This is a genomic window from Algibacter sp. AS12, assembly GCF_046736315.1.
Taxonomy (GTDB): Bacteria; Bacteroidota; Bacteroidia; order Flavobacteriales; family Flavobacteriaceae; genus Algibacter_B; species Algibacter_B amylolyticus.
Window position 1 is genome coordinate 2769854 of the sequence record NZ_CP151841.1, and the last position, 25955, is coordinate 2795808.

The following is a 25955-nucleotide window of genomic DNA, read 5'->3' on the forward strand; positions in this document are numbered from 1 at the left end:
TTAAATCCATTAAAATGAAATTTCATAAAATAATAAGAATATCTGTTTTAGGAGTTTTACCTCTATTAATGTTAGGGTTTAATTCAAATAAAAAAGATATTTATAAGAAAGATTGGATTGATTTTAATAAAAACGGGGTTAAAGATGTTTTTGAAGATCCAACGGCGCTTTTAGAAGACCGCGTTAAAAACTTAGTGTCATTAATGAATGTTAATGAAAAAACCTGCCAGCTTACTACCTTATATGGTTATTCTAGGGTTTTAGCCGATGAGTTACCGACTAAAGCATGGAAAAATAAAGTTTGGAAAGATGGTATTGCTAATATCGACGAGCATTTAAATACCATTTGGAATCAAGAGAAAACGCATACTAAATATGCTTATCCTTATAGCACACATGCCGAAACTATTAATATAGTTCAAAAATGGTTTGTTGAAGAAACAAGACTAGGTATTCCGGTAGATTTTACTAACGAAGGCGTTCATGGTTTATGCCACGAAAAAGCAACACCATTACCAGCGCCCATTGGTATTGGTAGTACATGGAACAAAGATTTGGTTAGAAAAGCTGGAGAAATTGTAGGGCGAGAAGCCAAAGCATTAGGCTACACCAATGTGTATGCACCAATTTTAGATGTAGCACGCGACCAACGTTGGGGACGTGTTTTAGAGTGTTATGGCGAAGAACCATTTCATATTGCCGAAATGGGAAAGCAAATGACCTTAGGTATTCAATCGCAAGGTGTGGCTTCAACTTTAAAACATTTTGCGGTATACAGTATTCCTAAAGGCGCACGCGATGGCGATGCCAGAACAGATTCCCATGTGGCACCACGCGAAATGTTTCAACTGCATTTATACCCTTTTAAGCGGGTTATACAAGAGGCTGCTCCAATGGGGATTATGAGTAGTTATAATGATTATGATGGGGTTCCTATTACCGCAAGTCGTTATTTTTTAACCGATTTGCTGCGCGAAAAATTTGGTTTTAAGGGCTATGTAGTTTCCGATAGTGAAGCGGTAGAATATGTTTCAGAAAAACATCACGTTGCTAAAGATTATAAAGAAGCCGTGCGTCAGGTTATTGAAGCGGGATTAAATGTGCGTACAACCTTTAGAACTCCAGAATCATTTATTGAACCTTTACGTGAATTAATACGTGATGGCGAAATTTCAATAAAAACAATCGATTCTAGAGTGGCCGATGTGTTACGTGTTAAATTCAGGTTAGGTTTATTTGATAATCCTTATGTGGAAAATCCAGAAGAAGCCGATAAATTAGTACATACTCCAGAAGATGAAGCATTTTCAAAGCAAATAAATAGAGAGTCTTTAGTGCTTCTTAAAAATGAAAATAATCTTTTACCACTAGATCTTAAAAACCTAGATAATATCTTGGTTACAGGTCCGTTGGCTAACGAGGTAAGTTTTACTTACAGTCGATATGGTCCTGCTTTTAATCCTTCGGTTTCTGTATTCGAAGGTGTTAAAAAATACGCAGGTAATAACGCTAATGTTAGTTTTGTAAAAGGTTGCGATATTGTTGATCCCGATTGGCCAGGGAGCGAAATTATTCCAACCGAGTTATCAGCAAAAGAACAAGCAGATATCGATGCTGCTGTCGAAAAAGCGAAACAATCCGATATTATTATTGCAGTTGTAGGCGAAGATGAAAAACGTGTGGGCGAAACAAAATCACGAACCAGTTTAGGGCTTCCAGGACGTCAATTCAAATTAGTACAAGCCCTTTATGCAACAGGGAAACCGGTAGTTTTAGTGCTTATAAACGGTCAGCCGTTAACCATAAACTGGGAAAATAAATTTCTACCAGCCATTCTAGAAGCTTGGTTTCCTAGTACAGCGGCAGGCGAGGTTATTGCCGAAACTTTATTTGGAGACTATAATCCTGGAGGGAAACTATCCGTTACATTTCCTAAAACAGTGGGGCAAATACCTTTAAACTTCCCATTTAAACCCGGGTCGCAAGCAGGACAACCAGGAGCGGGACCAAACGGTTACGGTAATACTAGAGTTTTAGGACCTTTATATCCTTTTGGTTATGGTTTAAGTTACACAACTTTTGAGTATAGTGACTTAGAAGTAACACCAAAAAGCTTAAAACCACAAGCCGATATTCATGTAGCGTTTAAAATTACAAATACAGGAACAAGAGCAGGCGATGAGGTGGTGCAAATGTATTTGAAGGATATAGTGAGTAGTGTAACCACTTACGAGTCTGTATTACGAGGGTTCGAGCGTATTCACCTAAAACCTAATGAAACCAAAACCGTTAATTTTATCTTACATCCGGATGATTTAGCTATTTTAGACAAAAATATGAATTGGACGGTTGAACCTGGTGTATTTAAAGTTTTAATTGGCAGCTCTTCAGTAGATATTAAACTTAGCGATCAATTTAAAGTAGTAAACGTTTACAACTAAAGTATTAACTTGTAAACAACTATGGAGACATTTTTATGAAACTGCATTTTTTAGATAGAAGTAATTTAAATAATAGTTCTTTTAGTACTAAAGTTAACGAGTATCCTAACTTTTTAAAGGTTTGGCATTACCATCCAGAAATAGAACTTGTTGTAGTACTAAAAAGTCAAGGAACGTGTTTTGTTGGCGATGGTGTAGAAAAATTTGAAGAAAATGAAATTGTTTTAATAGGAAAAAATTTGCCACACATGTGGTTAAATGATGATGAATATTTTCAAGAAAATGCCAATCTAGTGGCAAAAGCGATTGCTATTCATTTTGACAGAAAATGTTTAGGTTCTACCTTTTTTGAAACACCAGAAATGATTCATCTTTCAGAACTTTTTGATAGGGCAAGGTTTGGTATTAAGTTTTTAAACGTCGATAAAAAACTTATTCAAGATATTCAGGCTATGGCAGAAAGTTTTGGGTTCGATAAAACTATGGCGTTTTTAAATATTTTAAATAAGCTAGCTAAACATAAAAAGTATAAGCTATTGGCAAGTCAAGGCTATGTTAATACGCTTCGAAATGGCGAAAACAAAACCTTAGATACTATTCACGCTTATATTTTTAATAATTTTAATAAGTCTATTTCTTTGGAGGATGTTGCTAAAGTAGCCAACATGAATACCTCGGCTTTTAGTCGTTTTTTTAAACGCGTAAACCGAAAAACATTTTCAAGATATTTGGCCGAAATTAGAATAGGCTATGCCTGCAAGCTATTACTAGAAAATAAGTATAATATAGCGGCCGTGTGCTACGAATCTGGGTTTCATAATATTTCTAACTTTAATAGACAGTTTAAGTTAGTCATGAAAAAAACGCCATCGTCATATTTAAAGGAGTACAAGAAATAACGTAATAAATGTTTTTTTTACATTTATAATTAAATTAATATCAATTTAAGCTTTGTTTAGGTGTAAAAGTGCTATTATTTTTTTTATTATTGTATACAAATTAAAAAAACAAACAACCAAACTAATTATAGAGACTAAAAAATGAGTTATCATTTAGGAATAGACATAGGAAGTTCTTCCATTAAAGCGGCTTTAGTCGATTCGGAAACAGGAAAAAGTTTAGGAGTTGTACAAGAGCCTAAAACGGAAATGAGTATGCAAGCCGTAAAAAACGGATGGGCAGAACAAGATCCAAACGATTGGTGGCTACATATATGCAATGCCATAAAGCAACTAAAAAAGCAATTTAATATAACTAGTACTCAAATAGATGGTATTGGTATTTCGTATCAAATGCACGGATTGGTAGTGGTCGATAAAGCCGGAAAGCCATTACGTAATAGCATAATTTGGTGCGACAGTAGAGCGGTTAATATTGGTAACGATGCCTTTAAAGCTATTGGCGAAGATAAATGTGCTGCTCACCTTCTAAATTCTCCAGCAAATTTTACAGCATCAAAATTAAAATGGGTTAAGGATAACGAGCCAGAAGTTTATAGCAAGATTCATAAATTCATGCTTCCTGGAGACTATATCGCTTATAAATTTTCAGATACCATAAATACCACCATTTCAGGATTATCCGAAGGGATTTTTTGGGATTTCAAAAACGATACTGTTGCTAATTTTTTATTAGAGCATTACGGTATTAATGAGGCCTTAGTGCCAGATATTGTGCCTACATTTGGTATTCAATCTATAGTCGATAAAAAAGGTGAAGCCGAAAGCGGAGTAGCGGCAGGTACACCCATATATTATAGGGCGGGCGATCAACCTAACAATGCCTTGTCATTAAATGTATTTAATCCCGGCGAAGTAGCTGCCACAGGTGGAACATCAGGTGTGGTATATGCGGTAACCAATAGTCTTTCGGGTAAAGAAAGTACACGAGTAAACAATTTTGCACACGTTAATTACACAAAATCTAACCCAAAAATCGGAAAACTTTTAAATATTAATGGCGCCGGAATTCAATACCGATGGTTACTAAATAATTTAGATGTAAGCTCATACGACGACATGAATACGCTGGCAATAGAGATTCCAGTTGGGGCAGACGGTGTCTGTTTGTTGCCTTTTGGTAACGGAGCAGAACGTATGCTAAACAATAAAGAAATAGGTACACGTTTGGTAAATGTTAATTTAAACAACCATAACAAAGCCCATTTATGTCGCGCAGCGCTCGAGGGTATTGCGTTTTCATTCTTTTACGGTATGGAAATCCTTAAGTCCGATGGTATAAAAGCAAGCGTCATTCGTGCTGGAAACGATAATTTATTCCGCTCAGAAATTTTCGCAAATACTGTAGCCACACTAATCGGGCAAGAAATAGAAATTTACAATACCACAGGAGCCATAGGAGCTGCCCGTGCAGCCAACTTACATAAAGGCGATTTTAAAGCCTTCGGAAAAGCTATTATGGATAACGATCATGTTATGACATTCATGCCATTAAAGGATAAAACACCGTATGTAAAAGCCTATAATGCATGGAAGAAAGAATTAGAGTTGGCATTAAATAATAATTAGGGCGTTACCCCAAAAGGGTCGGGCTTTACGTTACAAGTCCTCGCTCCCAAAAGGTAGCTGTGGGCTTTCCACTGCAATCCCTAACGCAAGGAGAATTAAAAATAAACAGCAAACGAATAAAAAATTAAACCGTTAAACACATTTCAGAATGGCAAATACAGAGTATTTTAAAGGCATAGGAAACATTAAATTCGAGGGAAAAGAATCAGACAACCCGCTAGCATTCAAATATTATAACCCAGACCAAGTTGTAGCAGGAAAAACCATGAAAGAATGGTTTAAGTTTTCTATTGCATACTGGCATACCTTCTGTGGTCAAGGATCAGATCCATTCGGCCCAGGAACACAAAACTTTGCTTGGGATCAATCATCAGACCCTATTCAAGCAGCAAAAGATAAAGCCGATGCAGCATTCGAATTTATAGGTAAAATGGGATTCGATTATTTCTGTTTCCACGATTTCGATTTAATCCAAGAAGGTGTAACTTTTGCCGAATCTGAATCGCGTTTGGCAACCATTACCGATTATATAAAAGGTAAACAAGCCGAAAGTGGTGTTAAGTTATTATGGGGAACAGCTAACTGTTTCTCTAACCCACGTTATATGAATGGTGCTTCTACCAATCCAGATTTCGATGTGGTAGCAAGAGCAGGAGGTCAAGTAAAATTAGCCTTAGATGCTACCATTAAATTAAACGGAGAAAACTACGTGTTCTGGGGTGGTCGCGAAGGTTACATGTCTTTATTAAATACAGATATGGGACGCGAGTTAGACCACATGGGACAGTTTTTAACTATGGCCAGAGATTATGCTAGAGCGCAAGGTTTTAAAGGTAATTTCTTTATTGAACCTAAACCAATGGAGCCATCAAAACATCAATACGATTTTGATTCTGCAACCGCTATAGGTTTCTTAAAAGAATACGGTTTAGATAAAGATTTCAAAATCAATATTGAAGTAAATCACGCTACTTTAGCGCAACACACTTTCCAACACGAAATTGAAACGGCTGCAAAAGCTGGTATGTTAGGGAGTTTAGATGCTAACCGTGGCGATTACCAAAACGGATGGGATACCGATCAATTCCCTAATAACATTCAAGAAACAGCCGAGGCTATGTTAGTTTTTATTAAAGCTGGCGGACTGCAAGGTGGTGGTGTTAATTTTGATGCTAAAATTAGAAGAAACTCAACCGATATGGACGATGTATTTCACGCACATATTGGAGGAGCAGATACATTTGCAAGAGCGCTTTTAATAGCCGATAGAATCATTACTTCTTCACCTTACGAGAAATTAAGAGCAGAGCGTTACAGTTCTTTCGATTCAGGAAAAGGAAAAGATTTCGAAAACGGAAAATTAAACTTACAAGACTTATATAAAATAGCTCAAGAAAATGGCGAGTTACAATTAAAGAGTGGTAAGCAAGAGTTATTCGAGAATATCATCAATCAGTATATATAATCTGATTAATTATTCTATAAATATAAAGCCTCTTCAAAATTTAGTTTTTAAAGAGGCTTTTTTTATTGCATGATATTAAGATAAAAAATTATCTATGAGTCCTCACTAAGAATCCGGTGTTGGTCCTTGATTCTAAAAGTGAAGCGCTATTAATTCTTTAATACTATTTATCCGCTTCGGTAAACTCATTTCGTTCGTTGTATTTTACGTTTTCCTTTATCAGAATATCTATAGGAACATAGTGTTTAGGATTCGTAATTTCATTTTTAAGCAAATATTCCGTTAAAAGTCTAATCGCTTCATAACCTTGATCAAACGGTTTCTGCGATATTAAAAAGGAAACTGAGTCGTTGAGTAAACACGCAATGTTTTGTGGTGTATTATCAAAACCAATGAATTCTAGTTTCTTTAAATAGTCGTCTTCTATACTATTAACCACAATGTAAATTCTACTTGATGGTACAAATACACCTTTAATTTCAGGATGTATTTTTAAATAGGAATTTATTTTTTGTTTGGTTTCTGTAGAGCTACCTAAATTTTCAATTTTTAAAGTTTGCGTTGTGGAATCTACGTTGTTTTTAGTAAAATAATCATTAAAACCTTTAATTCTATTGGATACCGCATTGTTTTTGGTAATATTATGTCTAGCCTGAATAATTAAAAAGGCAGAGGGTTTTGGTAAACTTAAATGCATCAGTTTACCTGCAATATAACCTGCGTTGTAAGAGTCTTGACCCACAAATCCAATATTGTTAAATCCATCAATATCAATGTTAACAAAAAGGTAAGGGATATTAAGCGCTTCTAATTGGTTTACAATCTTTTTGGTTTCTGCCGAAAAATTGGGAACCATAATTACTGCAGTAGGTTTACCTTCAATTAAAGCATTAAAAGTATCTAAATAAGATTTTGGGTCATATTGATTATAACTAAAGTTAGTCACTTGAACACCGAAACTCTTAACATCTTCGGCAGCTTTTAGAACTCCTAAGTATGGCGATTTCCAAAATAAATCTAGGTCGTTGTGTTCTGGGATTAAAGTGGCAATAAAGTATTTGTTTTTCATGGCAAGCGCACTTGCAATAGGGTTTACGCTAAAGTCATGATGCTTTAATATCTTTTTTATTTTGGCTTCAGTTTTTTTGGAAACACCACCTCTGTTATGCAGCACTCTATCTACAGTACCTTCGGAAACTTTGGCTTCCTTGGCGATGTCTTTTATTGTAATCATAAATAAAAAAAGTGTTTTCTTATTATCTTAAATTACAATTAACACCAAATTTGGTTTTGTAATTTCAAGCAATTTAGTAAAAATTTTCATTATTTTGTGTGCGCACACTATTTTTTCGTTATATTTGTGTGTGCGTACACGTAATAAGCAGTCTTAATGTCGCTTATTAATCAAGAGTATGTATTTTACCTGATAAATAACGTGTAACATGTTTTGAAAAAAATGAGCACACGATGTGTCATAGAATTAAATAAGATTAGAATTGAACACGATATTTGATATAAAGGAGAAAGTAATTATAATCACTGGAGGTTATGGCGTATTGGGTTCTAATATAGCAACTTATTTAGTGGCGTCTGGTGCTAAAGTCGCTATTTTAGGACGAAGTAAAGAAAAGGCAGAAGATTTTGCTAAGTCTTTATCAATTACGCACGCTTTAGGTTTTCAAGCCGATGTTTTAAATAAATTAGCTTTAGAAAAAATTAAAGATAATATTGTTTCTGTATGGGGACAAATTGATATTTTAATTAATGCTGCTGGTGGTAATATGGCTGGAGCTACAGTTGCTCCAGGAGATTCCATTTTCGATATTTCAATTCCAGATTTTCAAAAAGTAACAGATCTCAATTTAATGGGGACGGTAATACCTTCCCTTGTATTTGGTAAGCAAATGTCGAATCAAGGCAATGGTTCTATTGTTAACGTGAGTTCTATGGCAGTTCCTCAAGTACTTACAAGAGTTGTTGGTTATTCAGCATCTAAAGCAGCTATGGAAAATTTTACGCGATGGATGGCTGTGGATATGGCTTTAAAGTTTGGCGATAAAATAAGGGTTAATGCTATTGCTCCAGGTTTTTTTATTGCAGATCAAAACCGAAAATTATTAACTAATGAAGATGGTTCATTAACAGACAGAGGAAACACGATTATAAAAAATACACCTATGAAACGTTTTGGTGAAGCCGAAGAGCTAAATGGAGCAGTACATTTATTGTGTAGCGAAGCTGCCAAGTTTATTACAGGAACCGTTATTAGTGTCGATGGTGGTTTTGGAGCATTTAGTGGGGTTTAATAATTAAGTTTAAAAGAATGGATCAAACATGGAGATGGTACGGACCAAATGATCCCGTATCCTTATCAGATATAAAACAAGCAGGTGTAACAGGTATTGTTTCTGCATTACATCATATTTCTAACGGCGAGGTTTGGACAATTGATGACATTCAAAAAAGAAAAAACACTATTGAAAGTGCAGGATTAACATGGAGCGTTGTTGAGAGTATTCCGGTACACGAAAACATTAAAACACGTTCTGGGAATTTTCAAAAATATATTGAAACCTATAAACAGAGTATAGCAAACTTAGCACAATGCGGTATTAATATTGTGTGTTATAATTTTATGCCGGTTTTAGATTGGACACGAACCGATTTAAGTTTTCAAGTAGAAGACGGATCTAAAGCATTGCGTTTTGATGTTATTGCTTTTGCTGCCTTCGAACTTTTTTTATTAAAACGTCCAGGTGCAGAACACAGCTATTCTGAAGCACAACAAAAAGCAGCAAAGGTTTATATTGATAAGCTTTCAGATGCGGATCAAAAACAACTTGTAAAAAATATTATTGCAGGTTTACCAGGAGCCGAAGAAGGTTACACCTTAGAGCAATTTCAAACTATTTTAGATACCTATAAAGATATCGATGCTACTGCATTGCGTAATAATTTAGTGTCTTTTTTAAAAGAAATTATTCCTGTAGCATCTCAAAATCAAGTCTTAATGTGTATTCATCCAGACGATCCACCATATCCTATTTTAGGATTACCACGAGTAGTAAGTACAGAGGCCGATTATGCGCATTTATTTGAAAATGTTCCAGACCGTGCCAATGGTATTACATTCTGTACAGGCTCTTTAGGTGTAAGAGCAGATAATAATCTTGTTCAAATTTTTAAACGCTTTGCAGATAGAGCACATTTCCTGCATTTAAGAAGCACAAAGCGCGATGAAGCTGGTAATTTTTACGAAGCCAATCATTTAGATGGCGATGTAGATATGTACAGCGTTGTAAAAGCAATTTTAAAAGAAGAAAAAAGACGTAAAGCAGCAGGTTATGCAGATTTTGCTATTCCTGTTAGGCCAGATCATGGTCATCAAATGCTTGACGATTTAAATAAAATAACAAACCCAGGTTATTCCGGGATAGGTAGGCTAAGAGGATTAGCAGAACTACGAGGTTTAGAATATGGGATAAAGCAAACTATATAATAAACAAACAACAATTTATCATGAAAACAAGTTACGAAACGCGATACGCGTCCAGTCCGAAAGCAGTAAAAAAGTACGACACAGAGGAGTTAAGAGAAGAGTTTTTAATTGAAAACTTAATGAAGGAAGATCAATTAGTTTTGGTTTACACACATTATGATAGATATATGGCAGGTTCTGCAGTTCCTGTTGCAGGACCAGTAGCATTAGAAACTATTGATCCTTTAAAATCATCTTACTTTTTAGAAAGAAGAGAAATAGGAATTATTAATGTAGGTGGTGATGGTACGGTTGAAGTTGATGGAGAAGAATTTCAATTAACTTTAAAAGATGCGCTATACATTGGAAGCGGAAAAAAAGAAGTTATCTTTAAAAGTAATGATAAAAATAACCCAGCAAAGTTTTATTTAAACTCAGCTCCAGCACACACTAGCTTACCAACAAAAAAAGTAAGTAAAGCAGATGCTAATAAAATAGAATTAGGATCGTTAGAAACAGCTAATCACCGTACAGTAAACCAACAAATTATTGGTGGTATAGTAGAAACTTGTCAGCTTCAAATGGGAATGACAGAGTTAAAAACAGGAAGTGTGTGGAACACGATGCCAGCACACGTGCACGATCGTAGAATGGAAATTTACTATTATTTAGATATCCCTCAAGATCAGGCCGTTTGTCATTTTATGGGAGAGCCTCAAGAAACGCGTCACATCTGGATGCAAAATCACCAAGCAGTAATTTCTCCACCATGGTCAATCCATTCAGGTTCAGGAACTTCAAATTACACATTTATTTGGGGAATGGCAGGAGAGAATTTAGATTATGGCGATATGGATGTTGCTAAAATAACAGAATTAAGATAAGCTATGAGTACATCGTTATTTGATATAAAAGGAAAAAATGCTTTAGTAACCGGAAGTACCCACGGTTTGGGAATGGCTATGGCCAGAGGTTTAGGTTTAGCAGGTGCAACGGTAATTGTTAACGGTAATTCTTCACAAGAAAAAATCGATAACGCTGTTGCGGAATATAAAAAAGAAGGTATAAACGCTGTTGGTTATAAATTTAATGTAGCCAATGAAGACGAGGTTATTGCAGCAGTTGCAAAAATTGAAGCGGAAGTTGGTCAAATAGATATCTTAATTAACAATGCAGGTATTATAAAACGTACACCATTAATAGACATGGAGGTAGCCGATTTTAAGCAGGTTATCGATATCGATTTGGTAAGCCCGTTTATAGTTTCTAAGCATGTTGTAAAAGGCATGATTGCTAGAAAAGAAGGTAAGATTATCAATATTTGTTCTATGATGAGCGAATTAGGCCGAAACAGTGTTGGTGCTTATGCTGCAGCAAAAGGTGGATTAAAAATGTTAACCCAAAATATGGCAACAGAATGGGCAAAACATAATGTGCAAGTTAATGGTATAGGTCCAGGATATTTTGCAACAAGCCAAACAGAACCAATTCGTGTAGAAGGACATCCTTTTAACGATTTTATTGTAAACAGAACACCTGCTGCAAAGTGGGGAGATCCTAACGATTTAGCTGGTGCAGCCATATTTTTGTCGGCTAAAGCAAGTGATTTTGTTAGCGGACATATTTTATACGTAGATGGCGGTATATTGGCAACAATAGGAAAACCATCAAACGAAGATTAGTAAATACTGCGCGTAATTCATGCTTTTAATTTATGTTAAAAGCTGAGTTATGCGCATTACCTTTTACTTGTATAACACTAAAAATTAAACAAATGAAAAACATACTATTTTCCGCTTTATTAATGGGAGCTTTTTTTACCCAAAGCTGTCAGCAGGAAGCATCAGGACACAGGGTAACTGTTAAAAATGCATTGGAAGTGTCTCGTTCAAATGAAACGGTTGAGATTAAAAAATCAGATTTAACTTTAAAGGAAGGCGAAAGCTTCGAAAACTTAGCGATTCAAGATGCAACAACTAAAGCTATTTTAGTATCTCAATTTGTAGATGAAGATCAAGACGGTAATGCCGATGTACTTTTATTTCAACCAAAATTAGAAGCTAAATCAGAAAAACAATTTAATCTAATTTCTGCTGAAGGTAATACAACACAAGAAGTAACAGAGTTTTGTTATTCTCGATTTGTTCCAGAAAGAACAGATGATTTTGCTTGGGAAAACAATAAAGTAGCCTTTAGAACTTATGGTCCAGTTGCCCAAAAAATGGTAGAGGACGGCACTAAAGGAGGAACTTTATCAAGTGGTATTGATGGGTGGTTAAAAAAAGTAGAATATCCCATTATTAATAAGTGGTATGCTAAAAACGATAAAGCACCGGGTGCTTATCATTTACCGTCGCCAGAAGGTTTAGATAATTTTCATGTTGGTGTAAGTCGCGGTATTGGAGGAACAGCGGTAAAAAGCGATACAACGTATTATGTTTCTAAAAACTTTACCAATTGGAAAGTTATTACAACAGGACCAATTAGAACAAGCTTTATCTTGGATTATGCAGACTGGGACGCTAACGGAAAAATGATTTCTGAAAAGAAACATATTTCTTTAGATTACGGTAGTAACTTAACTAAATATGAAATTGAAGTTGATGGTACAAATTCTATTTATTCAGGTTTAACCTTACATGAAAATGATGGTGTGCCAACAGAAAATGTAAACGAAGGGTGGATATCGTATTGGGAGCCACATGGCGATTCAGAGTTAGGTACAGCGGTATTGGTGCCTCATGGAAATATGATGTCTTCAGAGTTTTTCGTAACAGGTTTAACAGATCAAAGTAATTTATACGCTCAAATAAAAGTAAACCAAGGAAAAGCTGTTTTCTATTCAGGTTTCGGATGGAAAGAGGCCAATGAGTTTACTACAAAAGAATCTTGGGAAAACTACATAAAAGATTTCACCTTAAAAATTAATAATCCATTAGAAGTTTCATTGCAGTAGTAATTCGTTATGAATTCAAAACCTTTTATTACAGAAAATTTTTTATTGCAGTCTGAAGTGGCTCAAGTGTTATACCATGAGTATGCTAAGGATTTACCAATAATTGATTATCATAATCATTTATCTCCAAAAGAAATAGCTGAAGATGTACCTGTAAAAAACATTACTACAGCTTGGTTACATGGCGACCATTATAAATGGAGAGGTATGCGAGCAAATGGTATTGAAGAAAAGTATATAACGGGTTCTGATACTTCGCAAAAGGAGAAGTTTTTAAAATGGGCAGAAACAGTGCCTTATACGTTAAGGAATCCATTGTTTCATTGGACCCATTTAGAGTTAAAGGCTTATTTTGGTATTGAGGATCTTCTTAGTCCTAAAACAGCCGAAGCTGTTTACGAAAAAGCTAATGCAGTTTTAGAAACCAAAACTCCAGCCCAATTATTGGAAGATATGAAAGTTGAGGTAGTTTGTACAACAGACGATCCAACGGACGATTTAGAATATCATAAACAAATTTCTGAAAACGCTTGTATTTCAACAAAAGTACTGCCAACTTTTAGAGCCGATGCTTTGTTTTTTATAAATAAAGATAACTTTTTAAGCTATTTAAAAAAACTAGAAACTAGTACCACTATAAAAATAAACACATTTAATGATTTTTTAAATGCTATTGATACACGAATAGAATTCTTTAATAGTCATGGCTGTCGCTTATCCGATTTTGGTATAGGAGAAGCGCTTACTATGGTGGATTATAATGAAGCTGAAGTTTCCAAAATATTTACTAAAAAATTAAATGGAAGTAGCTTAAGCGAGAACGAGGTTAATAAATATCGCTCATTTTTGTTTGTTTTCTTAGGTAAGAAATACCACGAATACGATTGGATCCAACAATATCATTTAGGACCTATTCGAAATAATAATTCACTATTATTAGAGCAAGTAGGACTAGACGCAGGTGTAGATTCTATTGGCGATTTTCCGATGGCCGAGTTTATGTCAAAATTGTTCGATACCCTAAATGCAACCAATCAATTAGCAAAAACTATTACCTATAATTTAAACCCATCGCAAAACGAAGTGTTTGCTACTATGATGGGGAACTTTCAAAATTCTGATGCTCCCGGGAAGATGCAATGGGGTTCTGGTTGGTGGTTCTTAGATCAAAAGGATGGTATGGAAAAACAACTTAACACCTTATCAAATATGGGCTTATTAAGCCGTTTTGTTGGTATGTTAACGGATAGTAGAAGTTTCTTGTCTTTCCCTAGACACGACTATTTTAGAAGAATTTTATGTAATCTTCTTGCCGAAGATGTTAATAATGGCTTAGTGCCAAACGACATAGAGTTTTTAGGGGAAATGGTTCAAGATATTTGTTATAATAACGCAGTAAACTACTTTAAATTTAAAAACTAAACTAAGAAAAAAACACCACCACAATTATGATGAATAGAATTTTTTATTGCCTATTACTGGTCTTTATTTTTACAGGGTGTAAAAGAAATAGCGGTGTAAAAGTTATGTATCTAGCACATACTTTGCCGCAATCGCACCCAGTTCATAAGGGAATCTTAGAGTTTAAAAGAGCTCTTGCCGAAAAGTCGGGAGGAAAAATGGATATCAAGATTTTTCCAGACGGCCAATTAGGTTCCGAACGTGAAACTCTCGAGCTATTGCAAATAGGAAGTGTAGCTGTTACTAAAGTAAGTGCAGCGACCTTATCTAATTTTGTGCCTGAATACCATATTTTAGGAATTCCTTATTTATTTAGAGATAAGCAACACCAATTTGATGTTTTAGAGGGCGAAGTAGGAAAATCTATTTTAGAAAAAGGAAGTAAATTTTGGTTAAGAGGATTGTGTTATTATGATGCAGGAAGCAGAAGTTTTTACACTTCAAATAAACCCATACGTACACCCGATGATTTAAAAGGTCTTAAAATTAGAGTTATGAATAACCAAATGGCTATTAACATGGTAAACTCTTTAGGTGGTTCGCCAACACCTATGGCTTATGGCGAACTATATACAGCTATCCAACAGGGTGTGGTTGATGGTGCTGAAAATAATCCACCATCGTTTGTGTCATCAAATCATTATGAGGTTAGTAAGTATTATACTCTAGATCAGCACTCATCGGTTCCAGATGTATTGTTAATAGGTACAAAATACTGGGAAAGTTTAACCGAAGAAGAAAAAGTTTGGGTACAGGAAGCGGCAGATATATCGAGTCAAGCCCAAAAGAAATTTTGGAGTGACTCCGTTGAAGAGTCTATGGCTATTGCTAAAGAAGCTGGTGTAGAAATTATTATTCCGGAGAAATCCTTATTTCAAGAAAAGTCTAAACCGGTTTTAGAAGCTTTTCAAAAGGAGCACCCAGAAATGGATGATTTAATTAATAAAATTAAAAATCAATAATTATGAAAACAGCAGATGTTCTTTTTAACAAAGTATGTAGAATCATGGAGGTTATCCTGGTTGCTATTTTTGGAGTGTTGGTTGTAGATGTTTTAGGTCAAGTGTTTTCTAGGTATATTCTAAATACTTCTTTTGCCTTTACAGAAGAGCTTGCAAGATTCTCGCTAATTTGGTTGTCTATTTTAGGAGCAGCCTATCTTAATGCTAAAAGACAGCATTTATCAATGGATTTTCTCTATCAGAAGTTTTCCCCAAGTGGACGGAAAAAAGCATTGTATTTTATAGAGATTTGTGTCTTTTTATTTGCTTTAATAGTTATGGTAATAGGTGGTTTTAATTTAGTATATACCACATTATATTTAGGGCAATTATCAGGTACGTTAAGAATTCCGTTAGGCTATATTTATGCCATTTTACCTATAAGTGGTTTGCTTATTATGTGGTTTTCAATTTATCACATCACACAAATTAGTGCTAACAAAATAACCGAATAGACATGAGTATCGAAGTAATAAGTATTATCGTTTTATTTGCAAGTTTTTTTACATTATTAATGTTAAAAGTACCAGTAGCATATAGTATTGGTATTTCTACTACGTTAAGTTTACTGCTTAATATTGATAAACTGCCAGGACTAACAACTATTGCACAACGAATGACAACAGGTATTGATAGTTTCGCGCTATTAGCCATACCGTTTTTTGTGTTGGCAGGCGAAATTATGAAACGTGGAGGTATTGCTAACCGCCTTATCAATTTTGCTAAATCTTTAGTAGCGAGTTTACCGGGAGGTTTAGCTTATGTAAATGTATTAGCTTCTATGTTGTTTGGAGCCATTTCAGGGTCTGCAATTGCTGCAACATCTGCCATTGGAAGTATTATGACAGATAGAATGGAAGATGAAGGTTACCCAAGAGAGTTTAGTGCCTCGGTTAATATCACTTCGGCAACAACAGGTTTGCTAATTCCACCTAGTAATATTTTAATTGTTTACGCGCTTGCAAGTGGCGGAACAGCCTCGGTAGCAGCTTTATTTATTGCAGGTTATTTACCAGGTATTTTATTAGGTCTTGCTATTATGGCGTATATAGCTTTTGTGGCTATAACTAGAAAATTTGCTAAAGGAAATCGCGCGCCTTTATCATTAATATGGACCTATTTTAGAAAAGCATTTTTTAGCCTTTTATTATTGGTTATTGTTGTTGGTGGTATTGTAGCTGGTATTTTTACAGCAACCGAAGCGTCTGCAATTGCTGTGTTATATGCTGCAGTGTTAGCTCTAGTATATGGAGATGTTAGTACAAAGGATTTTCCAGATATATTACTAACTAGTGCTAAAACAACAGCCGTAGTTATGTTTTTAATTTGTACATCTATGGCGATGTCTTGGTTGTTTTCTTTTGAAGGTATTCCAGAACTTATAAGTGGCTTTTTATTGGAGCAATTCAGTAATAAAATAGTTATATTTTTAGTAATCAATATCGTGTTATTAATTATTGGAACCTTTATGGATATGACGCCAGCGGTATTAATATTTACACCTATATTCTTACCTGTAGTAGTGGCTTTAGGAATGGATCCTGTACATTTTGGTATTGTATTGGTATTAAATTTATGTATTGGTTTATGTACGCCTCCAGTTGGAACTATACTCTTTGTGGGTAGTGGTGTTGCCAATGTATCGGTAACTCAGGTTGTTAAGCCTTTACTGCCATTTTTACTAATTATGGTAATAGTATTATTGCTAATAACTTATATTCCGGCAATATCAATGTATTTACCAACTTTGTTTGACCTGTAAAAATCAGTAATTTTTACTTTAAAGCTATACAATAGGGACTATAAGCAATTATAGTCCCTATTTCTTTTTAGATTAATTTGATTAAGAAGAAGAGTCTTTATTCCAATCGAATATAATTTTCAGAGATAATAGGGTGTCCTAAATCATCAATTTCGGTTTGGCTAAATTCGTTTTCGCTAATAGTTATATTAAAACTAAATTCAGTTTTTTCCTTTATAACTTCGTTCATCGATTTAGAACCGTATTCTAAAATTTCAGTTAAAATACCGTTCTCAATTTTATATTCTCCATAAGCAAACCAGTCAATAGTATCGAAAATTCTAGTCCTGCTCCACATCACCTTTGTTTTCGAATACATTTTTATCTGTTTATTAGTATCCGAGGTTAATATGGTGTCTGCTATTCCGGTTTCGCCATAATTTATAAAACTTACTAGTTTCCAAGCGCCTTCTAAAGTATTATTGGCGTTAACAGTAATAGATGGTGTTTTTTCTATGTTATCAACTTTTGGTTTGTTATTACAAGAACATAATAGAATAATACAAATAAATAATGTGAGCTTTTTCATAATGTTAAGTATTAGGAGGTTACGCTACTTAAGTTACGAAAAAAACAGATAGCAATTTTTTTTATAATGAAGTGTTATGTGGTTATAGAAACTGTTGATAACTTAACAGTAAGGTTTCAATCAAAAATTCTACTTTTGTAGTACTAAAATTAATAGGAATTATGTCTGATACAATAGAAAAAGTTAAATGCTTAATTATAGGTTCTGGACCAGCAGGTTATACAGCCGCCATTTATGCTGCTAGAGCAAATATGAGTCCTGTTTTATATCAAGGTACGCAACCTGGAGGACAATTAACAACTACTAATGAGGTTGAAAACTTTCCGGGTTATCCCGATGGTATTACTGGACCAGAAATGATGATGCAATTACAAGCACAAGCACAACGTTTTGAAGCTGATATTCGCGATGGTTGGATAACAAAAGTGGATTTTTCGGGTGATGTACATAAAGTGTGGGTTAATGAGGAGAAAGAAATTCATTGTGATACCGTTATTATTTCAACTGGAGCATCTGCTAAATATTTAGGTTTAGATTCTGAGCAGAAATATTTAAAATTAGGAGGTGGTGTTTCGGCATGTGCTGTGTGTGATGGCTTCTTTTACAGAAATCAAGAAGTTGTAATTGTTGGTGCGGGAGATTCAGCTTGTGAAGAAGCACATTATTTATCTAAGCTTTGTAAAAAGGTAACTATGCTTGTGCGTAGGGATGAGTTTAGAGCCTCAAAAATTATGGCTACTCGTGTTAAAAACACCGAAAATATAGAAATCTTATTTAACACTGAAACCGATGAGGTTTTAGGTGATGGACAAGTGGTAACAGGCGTTCGTGTGGTTAATAATAAAACTAACGAAAAGCACGACATTGAAGCCACTGGGTTTTTTGTAGCTATTGGTCACAAACCAAACACAGATATATTTAAAGGCTTTTTAGAATTAGATGAAACAGGATATATAATAAATACTCCAGGAACGTCTAAAACTAATATTGAAGGTGTTTTTGTGTCTGGTGATGCAGCAGACCACGTGTATAGACAAGCGGTTACAGCAGCTGGTACAGGTTGTATGGCAGCTTTAGATGCAGAACGTTATTTAGCAGCTAAAGACTCTACATTCGAGGTGTCTACGTCTAGTTATAATTAACTTGTAGAATTTACAATAATATTAAGCCGGAGCATTTGCTTCGGCTTTTTTTGTTTTGTAATTATTTTAAAAAATACGTTCTTTGGTATTGTTTTAAACGGGATGTGGCGCAGTCCGGTTAGCGTACATGGCTGGGGGTCATGTGGTCGCAGGTTCAAATCCTGTCATCCCGACAAATAGTTTTTATTAGGATTAGAATACACGATATCTGCAGATTGAATAGTTTTTATTACTTCTAAACCATTATTGGTTTTTTCAAAAATCACCAAATTAGCTTTTTGTCCAACTTGTAGTAAGTTATTGGATGTGCCAAATAATATTTCTGTAGGTTTAATTGACGCCATATGCCATGCGTCTTTTAATGATGCGATGTTTTTATTAATTAATTGGTTCACACACCAAAGTAAAGATTGTGCAGAACCTGCTAGCATATAAGGATTTCCTTGCATGTGTAATTTTCCTGAAGCATCTAGTGTGATTTCGCCACCAATATGACTTGTATAGTTTCCTGTAGGAAGACCAGCGAAAGATGTTGTATCGCTAACTAAAATACTTTTATCTGGTTTTGTTTTTAGAAAAATTTTCAGCAAAGCATCTGGTAAATGGAATCCATCGGCAATAATACTAGCCCAGAGATCATCAGAAGCTAATTGTTCAAAAATATAATTATTATGGCGAGGTAACATGGCGTGCGAAGCATTTCCTAGGTGTGTAGACATTGTGGCTCCTGCTTTAATTGCGTCTTGAATTTGTTTTGGACTTGCAGCAGTATGGCCAATAGAAACAATTATTCCTGATGCAACACAATTTTTAATAAATTCAATCGATTCTGGCCATTCGGGAGATAGGGTTATTATTCGAATTTTTCCATTCGCGGCGTTTTGCCATTTAGTAAAAAGTTCCCAATTGGGTGCCTTTACAAATGCTTTGGAATGTGCGCCTCTTGGTCCATCTTCTAAAGATATAAATGGACCTTCTAAATGGATGCCGCCTATAGATTCATTTGTTTTAAATGATTCATTACAGGCGCGGGAAACTATTTTTAATAAATAGGTTGTGCTTTCATCACTATTTGTAATTATAGTTGGAAGAAAGCTTGTTATGCCTTCTTCTAAGAGATCTTCACATATTTTGTTAACGTCGGCAACTTTTAAGTCTAAACTGTTTAAATCAATACCTTTAAACCCATTAACTTGAAGATCTACTAATCCTGGTGCTATGTAATAGGAATGCTCAAGGCGTTGTTCGCATTTAGATATGCTTTTAATGTAACCACCCTCAACCTCGACTGTAATGGGCTCATTTGTTCTATAATCTAAAGCTTTAAAATTCATGCTGTTAATCGTTCGGATTCTTGTTTAAACTCAAATGGAGTTCAGTTATTTTTTGAGGAATAGGTTTTTTGTTTAACCAACCAACTAGTGTAAAAATAACTAATGATGCTAATATAGGGCCTCCCATTTCTAAGGCAAGTGATTTTTGTTCTACTAGTTTTAAAATTATAAAAACTAATAAACCACCTATAATTGATGCCATTGCAGCGCTGCTACCACTTTTTTTGAATGCTGGAAGTAAGCCAAGAATCATAGGAACTGATATTGGGCCTAATAAAGCACCGAACCAAGTTACTATTAAACCAAAAATACCACCAAAACTACTAGCGTTTAACCCCACGATAATTGTAATTGCTGTGAAACAAAAGGTACAAATTCTAGCTAATCTTAATTCTTTTTTTTGCGATAATTTTCGGAATTTAGGAAATAGATTAGGTAAAATATCTCTACATATCACAGAAGATATGGTGTTAGAGTCTGATGATGTCATGGAAAGCGTATTAGCAAACATAGATGCTAATACTAAACCAAGTAAACCAGCGGGTAAAAACTTTTTAGCCATTAATCCGTACGAAAGTGTTGGATCCGAAAGATTTTCTAAAAACATGGGTGCCACAAACATGGGGTATAATAGGATTAAAGGCCAAATAAGATATAAAATTGAAGATAATATTCCAGCTTTTTTTGCAACTTTTGCTGAAGACGATGATATAAAACGTGTGGCAAGATTCCAGGTACCGCCACTATAACTAAAGAAATTAATTAGTAGCATGGTAAACGCGAAAGTAATAGTGTAAGGGTCGTTAAAAAAGTCTGAGTTGCCTTCAGGAAGTTTATCCCAAACTGTTGCAACACTCATTAATCCATCTTCAGAATTAATGATGATTATAACAAACATGGTTATTCCAGCTAATAACTGCACAATAAACTGAGCAAAATCATTCCAAACATCTGCCCATAAACCTCCAATAGTTATGTAAATTAAGGATACAACCCCCACTAATAGAATACCAAAAGTTATTGAGGTTCCGCTAAAAACATTTAGCAAAAGGGCTATTGCAGCAAGTTTACCTCCAGTATCAAATACTTTTATAATAGAACCTACCCACGCAATTAGTTGTTGGGTTTTAAGATCGTATCGCGTTAGTAGATATTCCGTTGGCGACTGAATATTTGCGAACTTTCTAAGTTTAGCCCATCTTGGTGCGATATAAAAAGCGGCGAGTAGGGTAGCGATAGCAACTGTAAAAGCCCACCAAACATATAATGTAAAACCGTGTGTATATGCTATGCCAGCATACGCTACAAATACGGCTCCGCTATAACCCGAAACATGATGTGAAACACCAGATAGCCACCAAGGTAATTTTCCACCTGCGGTATAAAAATCTGCAGAATTTTTTACTCGAGAATAGGCCCATAAGCCAATTGATAATAATAGAATAAAGTAAAAAGCCAGTACTATCCAATCTAGTAATTGCATATAGTTGTTGTTTTATTTTGGTGTGTTTTTAGAAGTTAATGCAATAAACGAATGTATCTAATTTAGAAACTCATTTATCAACCTAAGGTCACAAACTTAAATAAAAATACAAATTTATGCAAACGTTTGCATAAAAATTTGTGATATGTATAATTATTGCTAATTATTATATATATTTAACTTTGTTAATTGTGGATTGGCTTCAAGCCGGAAAATAATAATTGTCATTTAATATAAATCACCCAATTATACTAAATATAACTTAAGGGTGGTATAAAGTGTTAATTTAATGAAATACGTTTTTAAGTGTTTCAAATAAGAAATATCGAAAGTTAATCTCGATAAAAAATATGGGTAGCAAACGTTTGTTTATTTTTTTATGAAAAACAGAATTACATTAAAAGATTTAGCAAAAGATCTTAATTTATCTCCTTCAACAATTTCTCGAGCTTTGGGTAATCATCCTGCAATAAGTGATGCTACAAAAAAAAGAGTTCAGAAAAAGGCCGATGAGAAGGGGTTTACTCCTAATTCTATAGCTTCTAGTTTTAGAATGAAAAAAACGAGATCTCTTGGTGTTATTGTTCCTAGGATTGATATTCATTTTCACTCGCTTGTAATTAGCGGTATTGAAGATTTTGCATATAAAAATAATTATAACATAACTATTTATCAATCTAAAGACGCATTAAAAAGAGAACAAGAAATCACTAAAATATTACAAACAAGAATGGTAGATGGTATTATTAGTTGTTTAAGTATTGAAACAACTAATTGTAAACATTTTAAAAAATTCAATAAGCTTGGTGTGCCTCTTGTTTTTTATGACCGCGTTCCTACCGATTTTGATGCAAGTAAAATTGTAATTAACGATTTTGAATCGTCCTTCACAGCAACTGAGCATCTTATAAAAAGCGGCTGTAAAAGAATAGGACATATAGCTGGAAATCAAAAAACTAATATTTTTAAAGCCCGATTGGAAGGTTATAAAGCAGCGCTAAAAAGTTATGATTTACCTGTAGATGAAACTTTAATTATGCAAACCAATAGCTTAAGTTATGACGAAGGTGTTGCATGTGCTAAAAAATATTTAAGCCTTCCAGAATTGCCCGATGGATTGTTTTGTGCTAATGATTATACAGCAGTTAGTGCCATTCAAGTTTTTAGAAAAAATGAAATAAAAATTCCACGACAGGTGGCCATTGTAGGATTTAGTAATTACCCTATATCTCGAATTATAGAGCCTAATTTAACTACGGTTAATGATCGTGCATTTCAAATGGGAGTAGCCTCGGCAAAACTTTTGATACGTCAAATAGAAGATAATAATGATATTATAGATTCTGAAATAATAACTTTAAAAACAGAATTAATTATTAGAGAATCTTCGAGAATAGGGTAAACCTAGATGCCTTTGTATGCTTGCGCGTCGAAATAAAAACTACAATCTGGATGTTTTGTGAGTATTGATGCTGGACACGCTGTAGATATTATACCGGATAAGGTGTTTTTTACGGCCTCATTTTTTTTATTACCAACAACAACACAGAATAAATGAGTCCCATTATTTAGTGTTGGTATCGTTAACGTTATCGCTTTTTTAGGTACATCAGAAATTGTTTTAAAGCAACCATCATTTACTTGTTGCGCACGACAAGCATGGTCCAATTCCACTACTTTAATGGTTTTTGGGTCATTAAAATCGGCTACCGGTGGATCATTAAATGCTATGTGTCCGTTTTCACCAATTCCTAAACAAACTATATCTATTGGTGCAGCCGTTAATAACTGCTCGTATTGTTCAATTTCATTAGGGATATCATGGTTTGTGTTAATAGTATTAATTTCCTTTAAATCAACTTTAGAAAAAAGATTTCGTTGTAAATAAGATGAAAATAATTGCGGTGCACCAGGTTTTAAACCAATATATTCGTCCATGTTAAATGCTGTTATTTTACTCCAATCAATTAATTTTGAGCTTGATAGGTAGTTTAGCATGGCGTCTTGTGAAGGTGCGGCTGCAAATATTATTCTAATATCGTTTCTTATTTTTTGCAAGTTTACAATACAAGTTTCTATAGCCTTTCCTGCGGCATTTCCAGTTTGTTCTTTGGTTGGAAAAACATGTATGTTTTGGTTTAAATTTGGCATTATTACTTTGTGTTTATAAGGATATATAATTTTAATTTTTAACCAATAATACTATGGTTAGCTGTTTCTTTTTTCTAAAATAGACCACAAGGGTTCTATGTTCGGTTTTTAGAATTAGAAATAACTTCATCAAAATTAATAATTTATTAGTTTTATGCAAACGTTTGCATAAATATATTTTAAATGACTTTTGTTTTGGTATTTAAATAAAGTTAAATTGAGGTCGTTATAAGAAAGGAGCAAACCATAAGAGCACTAAAAATAAACGCCTTCTCTTATCGTAACAAAAAAAGCCAAAGTAATTTACTTTGGCTTTTTTATGTTTAAGAATTAACGAAGGAAAAATTATTTAACCTTCTTTTGAAGTTTCGCCGTGTCAGCAAGCTTGTTTATTATAATCTTAGGGTTCTGATATAAATAAATAGAACTCGCTCCAGAGGCTTCAATAATGATGTCGTCTAAAACTTCTAGGTGTGCATCGCTACTTATATTACAAATTACTTCGCACGTATTTATTGTAAAGTTTTTTCCATTAAACGCAGTATTGTTATCTAGTTCTGCTTTAACCCTTTTACTAGAGCCTTCAATATTTGCTGTAGCACGTTGATATAAATTTGTTGTAAATACCGAGGTGTTTATTAAGGCATCAATCTTACTGTTACCGCTCATAGAAAGTAAACAGTTTTCGCTAGTTAAATTTAACTTTACTTTAGATTTATCATCCATATCAACCGAAAAAACATTCGATTCTATAGTTAATCCTGCCTTAGATGAACCTCTAGTTTTTAAGGATCCATTTTCTATATCCATTGTAGCTAGCGATAGTATTTCAGCATCATCAGTCGTTTCAATATGTTTTAAAACATCATTATAAGTAACCTTAATATTTAGTTTCTTTTTCGAAGTAATTCTTGCTTTTTTATTAAATGTAAGGACGCTGTCAACAACCTGGAAGTCGATATATTCATGTAAGTTTTCATCGGTTTCAACTTCAACAAAAGGGTTGGCATCATAAATTATTTCAACTTCAAAATCTTCATCTAAGATAATAGTATGGAAAGATTCAATATTGGTTTGTTGAATAGTAACAGTTCTATTTCCCTTAACTTTTTCTGTACTTTGTGCTTCACAAAGAGCAATAGATAGTAAACTTAAAAAAAATATGGAGAGGAATTTTTTCATTTGTAAACGGATTAATTGTTTTTATATGTAATACTCTATATCTGTTAGACAATAATAGGTGAAATAAGTCACTATCAAATATAAAACAAAAACCATCTCAATCCTTTAATAAAGATTGAAATGGTTTAAGCATTAGTTGGTTTGGTTGGTTATTTTTGTTTAATACTTCCAGAAGAACTATCACTTTTATCGACTGTTTGTGGGTTGCCATAATATTTAACGTCGCCACCACTTGTAGCTCTAGCTATTAATTCTTTTGATGTGTTTACGGTAATATCTGCACCACTAGTTGCTTTTACTTCGCTAGATTCTGCCATTAAATCGGCTGCTTTAATGTCGCTTCCGCTGGTAGCTTCAGCAAGTAATTTAACTGTTTTTCCTGAGAGTCTTAAATCACTACCGCTGGTGGATTTGCAATTTAAAACCGATGTATTTACATCAAGAGTCATATCACTTCCGCTGGTCGATTTTAAATCTAAGCGCTCAACATGTATGGTGTTTGTGGAATACACATCGCTACCACTAGTAGATGTAATACTCGATATATCTTTAAAGCTAATATGTACTTTTTTGGCTTTGGCTTTACCAATGTTTTCTTTGGTGTGAATTTTTAAAACACCATTTTCAACCTCGGTTAAAATAATGTCGTGTAAGTTAGAATCGGCTTCAACGCTTATACTTTCAATATCGCTTTGGGTTAAATAAACATCTAAACCTTCGGTAGCCTTAATGGCGGTAAAAAGTTCGGTAATACTGCGGTCTTGAGCGGTAATCTCGCCGTTTCCGCGAACACCAGTGTTGTAATTCATATCGAAATTACACGAAAAAAGGGTTAAACTTAATACGGTGGCAACAATGAATTTGATTAGTGTAGTCATGACGGTTCATTTTTTGATTGATGATTAACTGTTGTACAAATATCCTTCTAAATAACATTAATTAGAAACTTAAATATCTGAATTGTCGATTTTTATTGATGAATTGTTAGGTAAACTAATCCCGA

General features: G+C 34.2%; 22 protein-coding genes and 1 tRNA gene. 16 read left to right on the plus strand and 7 right to left on the minus strand.

Annotation, left to right across the window (positions count from 1 at the left end):
* The first annotated feature begins 14 nt into the window (after positions 1–14).
* The 4 genes from AAFN75_RS11470 to xylA all read left to right on the plus strand — a co-directional run bounded on the left by AAFN75_RS11470 (position 15) and on the right by xylA (position 6434).
* Complete coding sequence (locus tag AAFN75_RS11470) at positions 15–2441, plus strand: glycoside hydrolase family 3 N-terminal domain-containing protein (RefSeq protein WP_411806445.1); 2427 nt, start codon at positions 15–17, stop codon at positions 2439–2441.
* A 35-nt stretch (positions 2442–2476) separates the two neighbouring features.
* Complete coding sequence (locus tag AAFN75_RS11475; protein ID WP_411806447.1) at positions 2477–3340, plus strand: AraC family transcriptional regulator; 864 nt, start codon at positions 2477–2479, stop codon at positions 3338–3340.
* A 141-nt stretch (positions 3341–3481) separates the two neighbouring features.
* Entirely contained in the window at positions 3482–4969 is a 1488-nt protein-coding gene (locus tag AAFN75_RS11480) for a xylulokinase (RefSeq protein WP_411806448.1), read from the plus strand.
* Between the two features lie 148 nt (positions 4970–5117).
* Positions 5118–6434, plus strand: coding sequence for a xylose isomerase (gene xylA, locus AAFN75_RS11485; RefSeq protein WP_411806449.1), 1317 nt, complete (start codon positions 5118–5120; stop codon positions 6432–6434).
* Between the two features lie 163 nt (positions 6435–6597).
* Here xylA and AAFN75_RS11490 read toward each other — a convergent pair whose 3' ends face one another.
* Positions 6598–7668: a substrate-binding domain-containing protein gene (locus tag AAFN75_RS11490; RefSeq protein ID WP_411806450.1), complete on the minus strand. Its 1071-nt coding sequence runs from the start codon at positions 7666–7668 to the stop codon at positions 6598–6600.
* A gap of 262 nt (positions 7669–7930) precedes the next feature.
* On the opposite strand from AAFN75_RS11490, the gene AAFN75_RS11495 reads away from it, so the two are divergent.
* The 9 genes from AAFN75_RS11495 (at position 7931) to AAFN75_RS11535 (ending at position 17092) form a co-directional block, all read left to right on the plus strand.
* Entirely contained in the window at positions 7931–8740 is an 810-nt protein-coding gene (locus AAFN75_RS11495) for an SDR family oxidoreductase (protein WP_411806451.1), read from the plus strand.
* Positions 8741–8757: 17 nt separating this feature from the next.
* Positions 8758–9933, plus strand: coding sequence for a mannonate dehydratase (gene uxuA / locus AAFN75_RS11500; protein WP_411806452.1), 1176 nt, complete (start codon positions 8758–8760; stop codon positions 9931–9933).
* A gap of 20 nt (positions 9934–9953) precedes the next feature.
* Positions 9954–10796, plus strand: a complete 843-nt coding sequence (kduI, locus tag AAFN75_RS11505; RefSeq protein ID WP_411806453.1) for a 5-dehydro-4-deoxy-D-glucuronate isomerase — start codon at positions 9954–9956, stop codon at positions 10794–10796.
* A gap of 3 nt (positions 10797–10799) precedes the next feature.
* The gene (locus AAFN75_RS11510) at positions 10800–11594 is read left to right on the plus strand and encodes a gluconate 5-dehydrogenase (RefSeq protein ID WP_411806454.1); all 795 of its coding nucleotides are present in this window, start codon (positions 10800–10802) and stop codon (positions 11592–11594) included.
* 92 nt (positions 11595–11686) lie between these two features.
* Entirely contained in the window at positions 11687–12868 is a 1182-nt protein-coding gene (locus tag AAFN75_RS11515; protein ID WP_411806455.1) for a DUF4861 family protein, read from the plus strand.
* A gap of 9 nt (positions 12869–12877) precedes the next feature.
* Positions 12878–14290 (plus strand): glucuronate isomerase, encoded by a 1413-nt coding sequence (gene uxaC, locus AAFN75_RS11520; RefSeq protein ID WP_411806456.1) that lies wholly within the window; start codon positions 12878–12880, stop codon positions 14288–14290.
* Between the two features lie 26 nt (positions 14291–14316).
* Positions 14317–15291 (plus strand): TRAP transporter substrate-binding protein, encoded by a 975-nt coding sequence (locus AAFN75_RS11525; protein WP_411806457.1) that lies wholly within the window; start codon positions 14317–14319, stop codon positions 15289–15291.
* 2 nt (positions 15292–15293) lie between these two features.
* Positions 15294–15785, plus strand: coding sequence for a TRAP transporter small permease (locus AAFN75_RS11530; RefSeq protein WP_411806458.1), 492 nt, complete (start codon positions 15294–15296; stop codon positions 15783–15785).
* Between the two features lie 2 nt (positions 15786–15787).
* Positions 15788–17092 carry a TRAP transporter large permease gene (locus AAFN75_RS11535; RefSeq protein WP_411806459.1) on the plus strand — a complete coding sequence of 435 codons (1305 nt, stop codon included), beginning with the start codon at positions 15788–15790 and terminating at the stop codon, positions 17090–17092.
* Positions 17093–17189: 97 nt separating this feature from the next.
* On the opposite strand, the gene AAFN75_RS11540 is transcribed toward AAFN75_RS11535, so the two are convergent.
* A complete protein-coding gene (locus AAFN75_RS11540) occupies positions 17190–17660 on the minus strand; it encodes a hypothetical protein (RefSeq protein WP_411806460.1) in 471 nt (156 codons plus the stop codon).
* Positions 17661–17821: 161 nt separating this feature from the next.
* Between AAFN75_RS11540 and trxB the strand changes: the two genes are divergently transcribed.
* The gene (trxB, locus tag AAFN75_RS11545; protein WP_411806461.1) at positions 17822–18802 is read left to right on the plus strand and encodes a thioredoxin-disulfide reductase; all 981 of its coding nucleotides are present in this window, start codon (positions 17822–17824) and stop codon (positions 18800–18802) included.
* A 98-nt stretch (positions 18803–18900) separates the two neighbouring features.
* Positions 18901–18975: transfer RNA gene (locus AAFN75_RS11550), tRNA-Pro, on the plus strand.
* Here AAFN75_RS11550 and AAFN75_RS11555 read toward each other — a convergent pair.
* Positions 18967–20136, minus strand: a complete 1170-nt coding sequence (locus tag AAFN75_RS11555) for an N-acetylglucosamine-6-phosphate deacetylase (RefSeq protein ID WP_411806462.1) — start codon at positions 20134–20136, stop codon at positions 18967–18969. The genes AAFN75_RS11550 and AAFN75_RS11555 overlap by 9 nt on opposite strands.
* Before the next feature lie 4 nt (positions 20137–20140).
* Positions 20141–21619, minus strand: a complete 1479-nt coding sequence (locus AAFN75_RS11560) for a sodium:solute symporter family protein (RefSeq protein ID WP_411806463.1) — start codon at positions 21617–21619, stop codon at positions 20141–20143.
* Positions 21620–21998: 379 nt separating this feature from the next.
* Between AAFN75_RS11560 and AAFN75_RS11565 the strand changes: the two genes are divergently transcribed.
* On the plus strand, positions 21999–23021 hold the full coding sequence (locus AAFN75_RS11565) for a LacI family DNA-binding transcriptional regulator (RefSeq protein ID WP_411806464.1): 1023 nt from the start codon (positions 21999–22001) through the stop codon (positions 23019–23021).
* Positions 23022–23023: 2 nt separating this feature from the next.
* On the opposite strand, the gene AAFN75_RS11570 is transcribed toward AAFN75_RS11565, so the two are convergent.
* The 3 genes from AAFN75_RS11570 to AAFN75_RS11580 form a co-directional block, all read right to left on the minus strand.
* The gene (locus AAFN75_RS11570; RefSeq protein ID WP_411806465.1) at positions 23024–23770 is read right to left on the minus strand and encodes a 6-phosphogluconolactonase; all 747 of its coding nucleotides are present in this window, start codon (positions 23768–23770) and stop codon (positions 23024–23026) included.
* Between the two features lie 345 nt (positions 23771–24115).
* Positions 24116–24952, minus strand: a complete 837-nt coding sequence (locus AAFN75_RS11575) for a GIN domain-containing protein (RefSeq protein WP_411806466.1) — start codon at positions 24950–24952, stop codon at positions 24116–24118.
* A 149-nt stretch (positions 24953–25101) separates the two neighbouring features.
* Positions 25102–25830, minus strand: coding sequence for a head GIN domain-containing protein (locus AAFN75_RS11580; RefSeq protein WP_411806467.1), 729 nt, complete (start codon positions 25828–25830; stop codon positions 25102–25104).
* Positions 25831–25955 lie beyond the last annotated feature (125 nt).

Coding starts and splice junctions, on each gene's coding strand:
- AAFN75_RS11575 (WP_411806466.1), bottom strand. CDS start 24,952: ATGAAAAAATTCCTCTCCATATTTTTTTTAAGTTTACTATCTATTGCT.
- AAFN75_RS11525 (WP_411806457.1), top strand. CDS start 14,317: ATGATGAATAGAATTTTTTATTGCCTATTACTGGTCTTTATTTTTACA.
- uxuA (WP_411806452.1), top strand. CDS start 8,758: ATGGATCAAACATGGAGATGGTACGGACCAAATGATCCCGTATCCTTA.
- uxaC (WP_411806456.1), top strand. CDS start 12,878: ATGAATTCAAAACCTTTTATTACAGAAAATTTTTTATTGCAGTCTGAA.
- AAFN75_RS11530 (WP_411806458.1), top strand. CDS start 15,294: ATGAAAACAGCAGATGTTCTTTTTAACAAAGTATGTAGAATCATGGAG.
- AAFN75_RS11560 (WP_411806463.1), bottom strand. CDS start 21,619: ATGCAATTACTAGATTGGATAGTACTGGCTTTTTACTTTATTCTATTA.
- kduI (WP_411806453.1), top strand. CDS start 9,954: ATGAAAACAAGTTACGAAACGCGATACGCGTCCAGTCCGAAAGCAGTA.
- xylA (WP_411806449.1), top strand. CDS start 5,118: ATGGCAAATACAGAGTATTTTAAAGGCATAGGAAACATTAAATTCGAG.
- AAFN75_RS11535 (WP_411806459.1), top strand. CDS start 15,788: ATGAGTATCGAAGTAATAAGTATTATCGTTTTATTTGCAAGTTTTTTT.
- AAFN75_RS11580 (WP_411806467.1), bottom strand. CDS start 25,830: ATGACTACACTAATCAAATTCATTGTTGCCACCGTATTAAGTTTAACC.
- AAFN75_RS11540 (WP_411806460.1), bottom strand. CDS start 17,660: ATGAAAAAGCTCACATTATTTATTTGTATTATTCTATTATGTTCTTGT.
- AAFN75_RS11490 (WP_411806450.1), bottom strand. CDS start 7,668: ATGATTACAATAAAAGACATCGCCAAGGAAGCCAAAGTTTCCGAAGGT.
- AAFN75_RS11570 (WP_411806465.1), bottom strand. CDS start 23,770: ATGCCAAATTTAAACCAAAACATACATGTTTTTCCAACCAAAGAACAA.
- AAFN75_RS11565 (WP_411806464.1), top strand. CDS start 21,999: ATGAAAAACAGAATTACATTAAAAGATTTAGCAAAAGATCTTAATTTA.
- AAFN75_RS11555 (WP_411806462.1), bottom strand. CDS start 20,136: ATGAATTTTAAAGCTTTAGATTATAGAACAAATGAGCCCATTACAGTC.
- AAFN75_RS11480 (WP_411806448.1), top strand. CDS start 3,482: ATGAGTTATCATTTAGGAATAGACATAGGAAGTTCTTCCATTAAAGCG.
- AAFN75_RS11470 (WP_411806445.1), top strand. CDS start 15: ATGAAATTTCATAAAATAATAAGAATATCTGTTTTAGGAGTTTTACCT.
- AAFN75_RS11475 (WP_411806447.1), top strand. CDS start 2,477: ATGAAACTGCATTTTTTAGATAGAAGTAATTTAAATAATAGTTCTTTT.
- trxB (WP_411806461.1), top strand. CDS start 17,822: ATGTCTGATACAATAGAAAAAGTTAAATGCTTAATTATAGGTTCTGGA.
- AAFN75_RS11515 (WP_411806455.1), top strand. CDS start 11,687: ATGAAAAACATACTATTTTCCGCTTTATTAATGGGAGCTTTTTTTACC.
- AAFN75_RS11510 (WP_411806454.1), top strand. CDS start 10,800: ATGAGTACATCGTTATTTGATATAAAAGGAAAAAATGCTTTAGTAACC.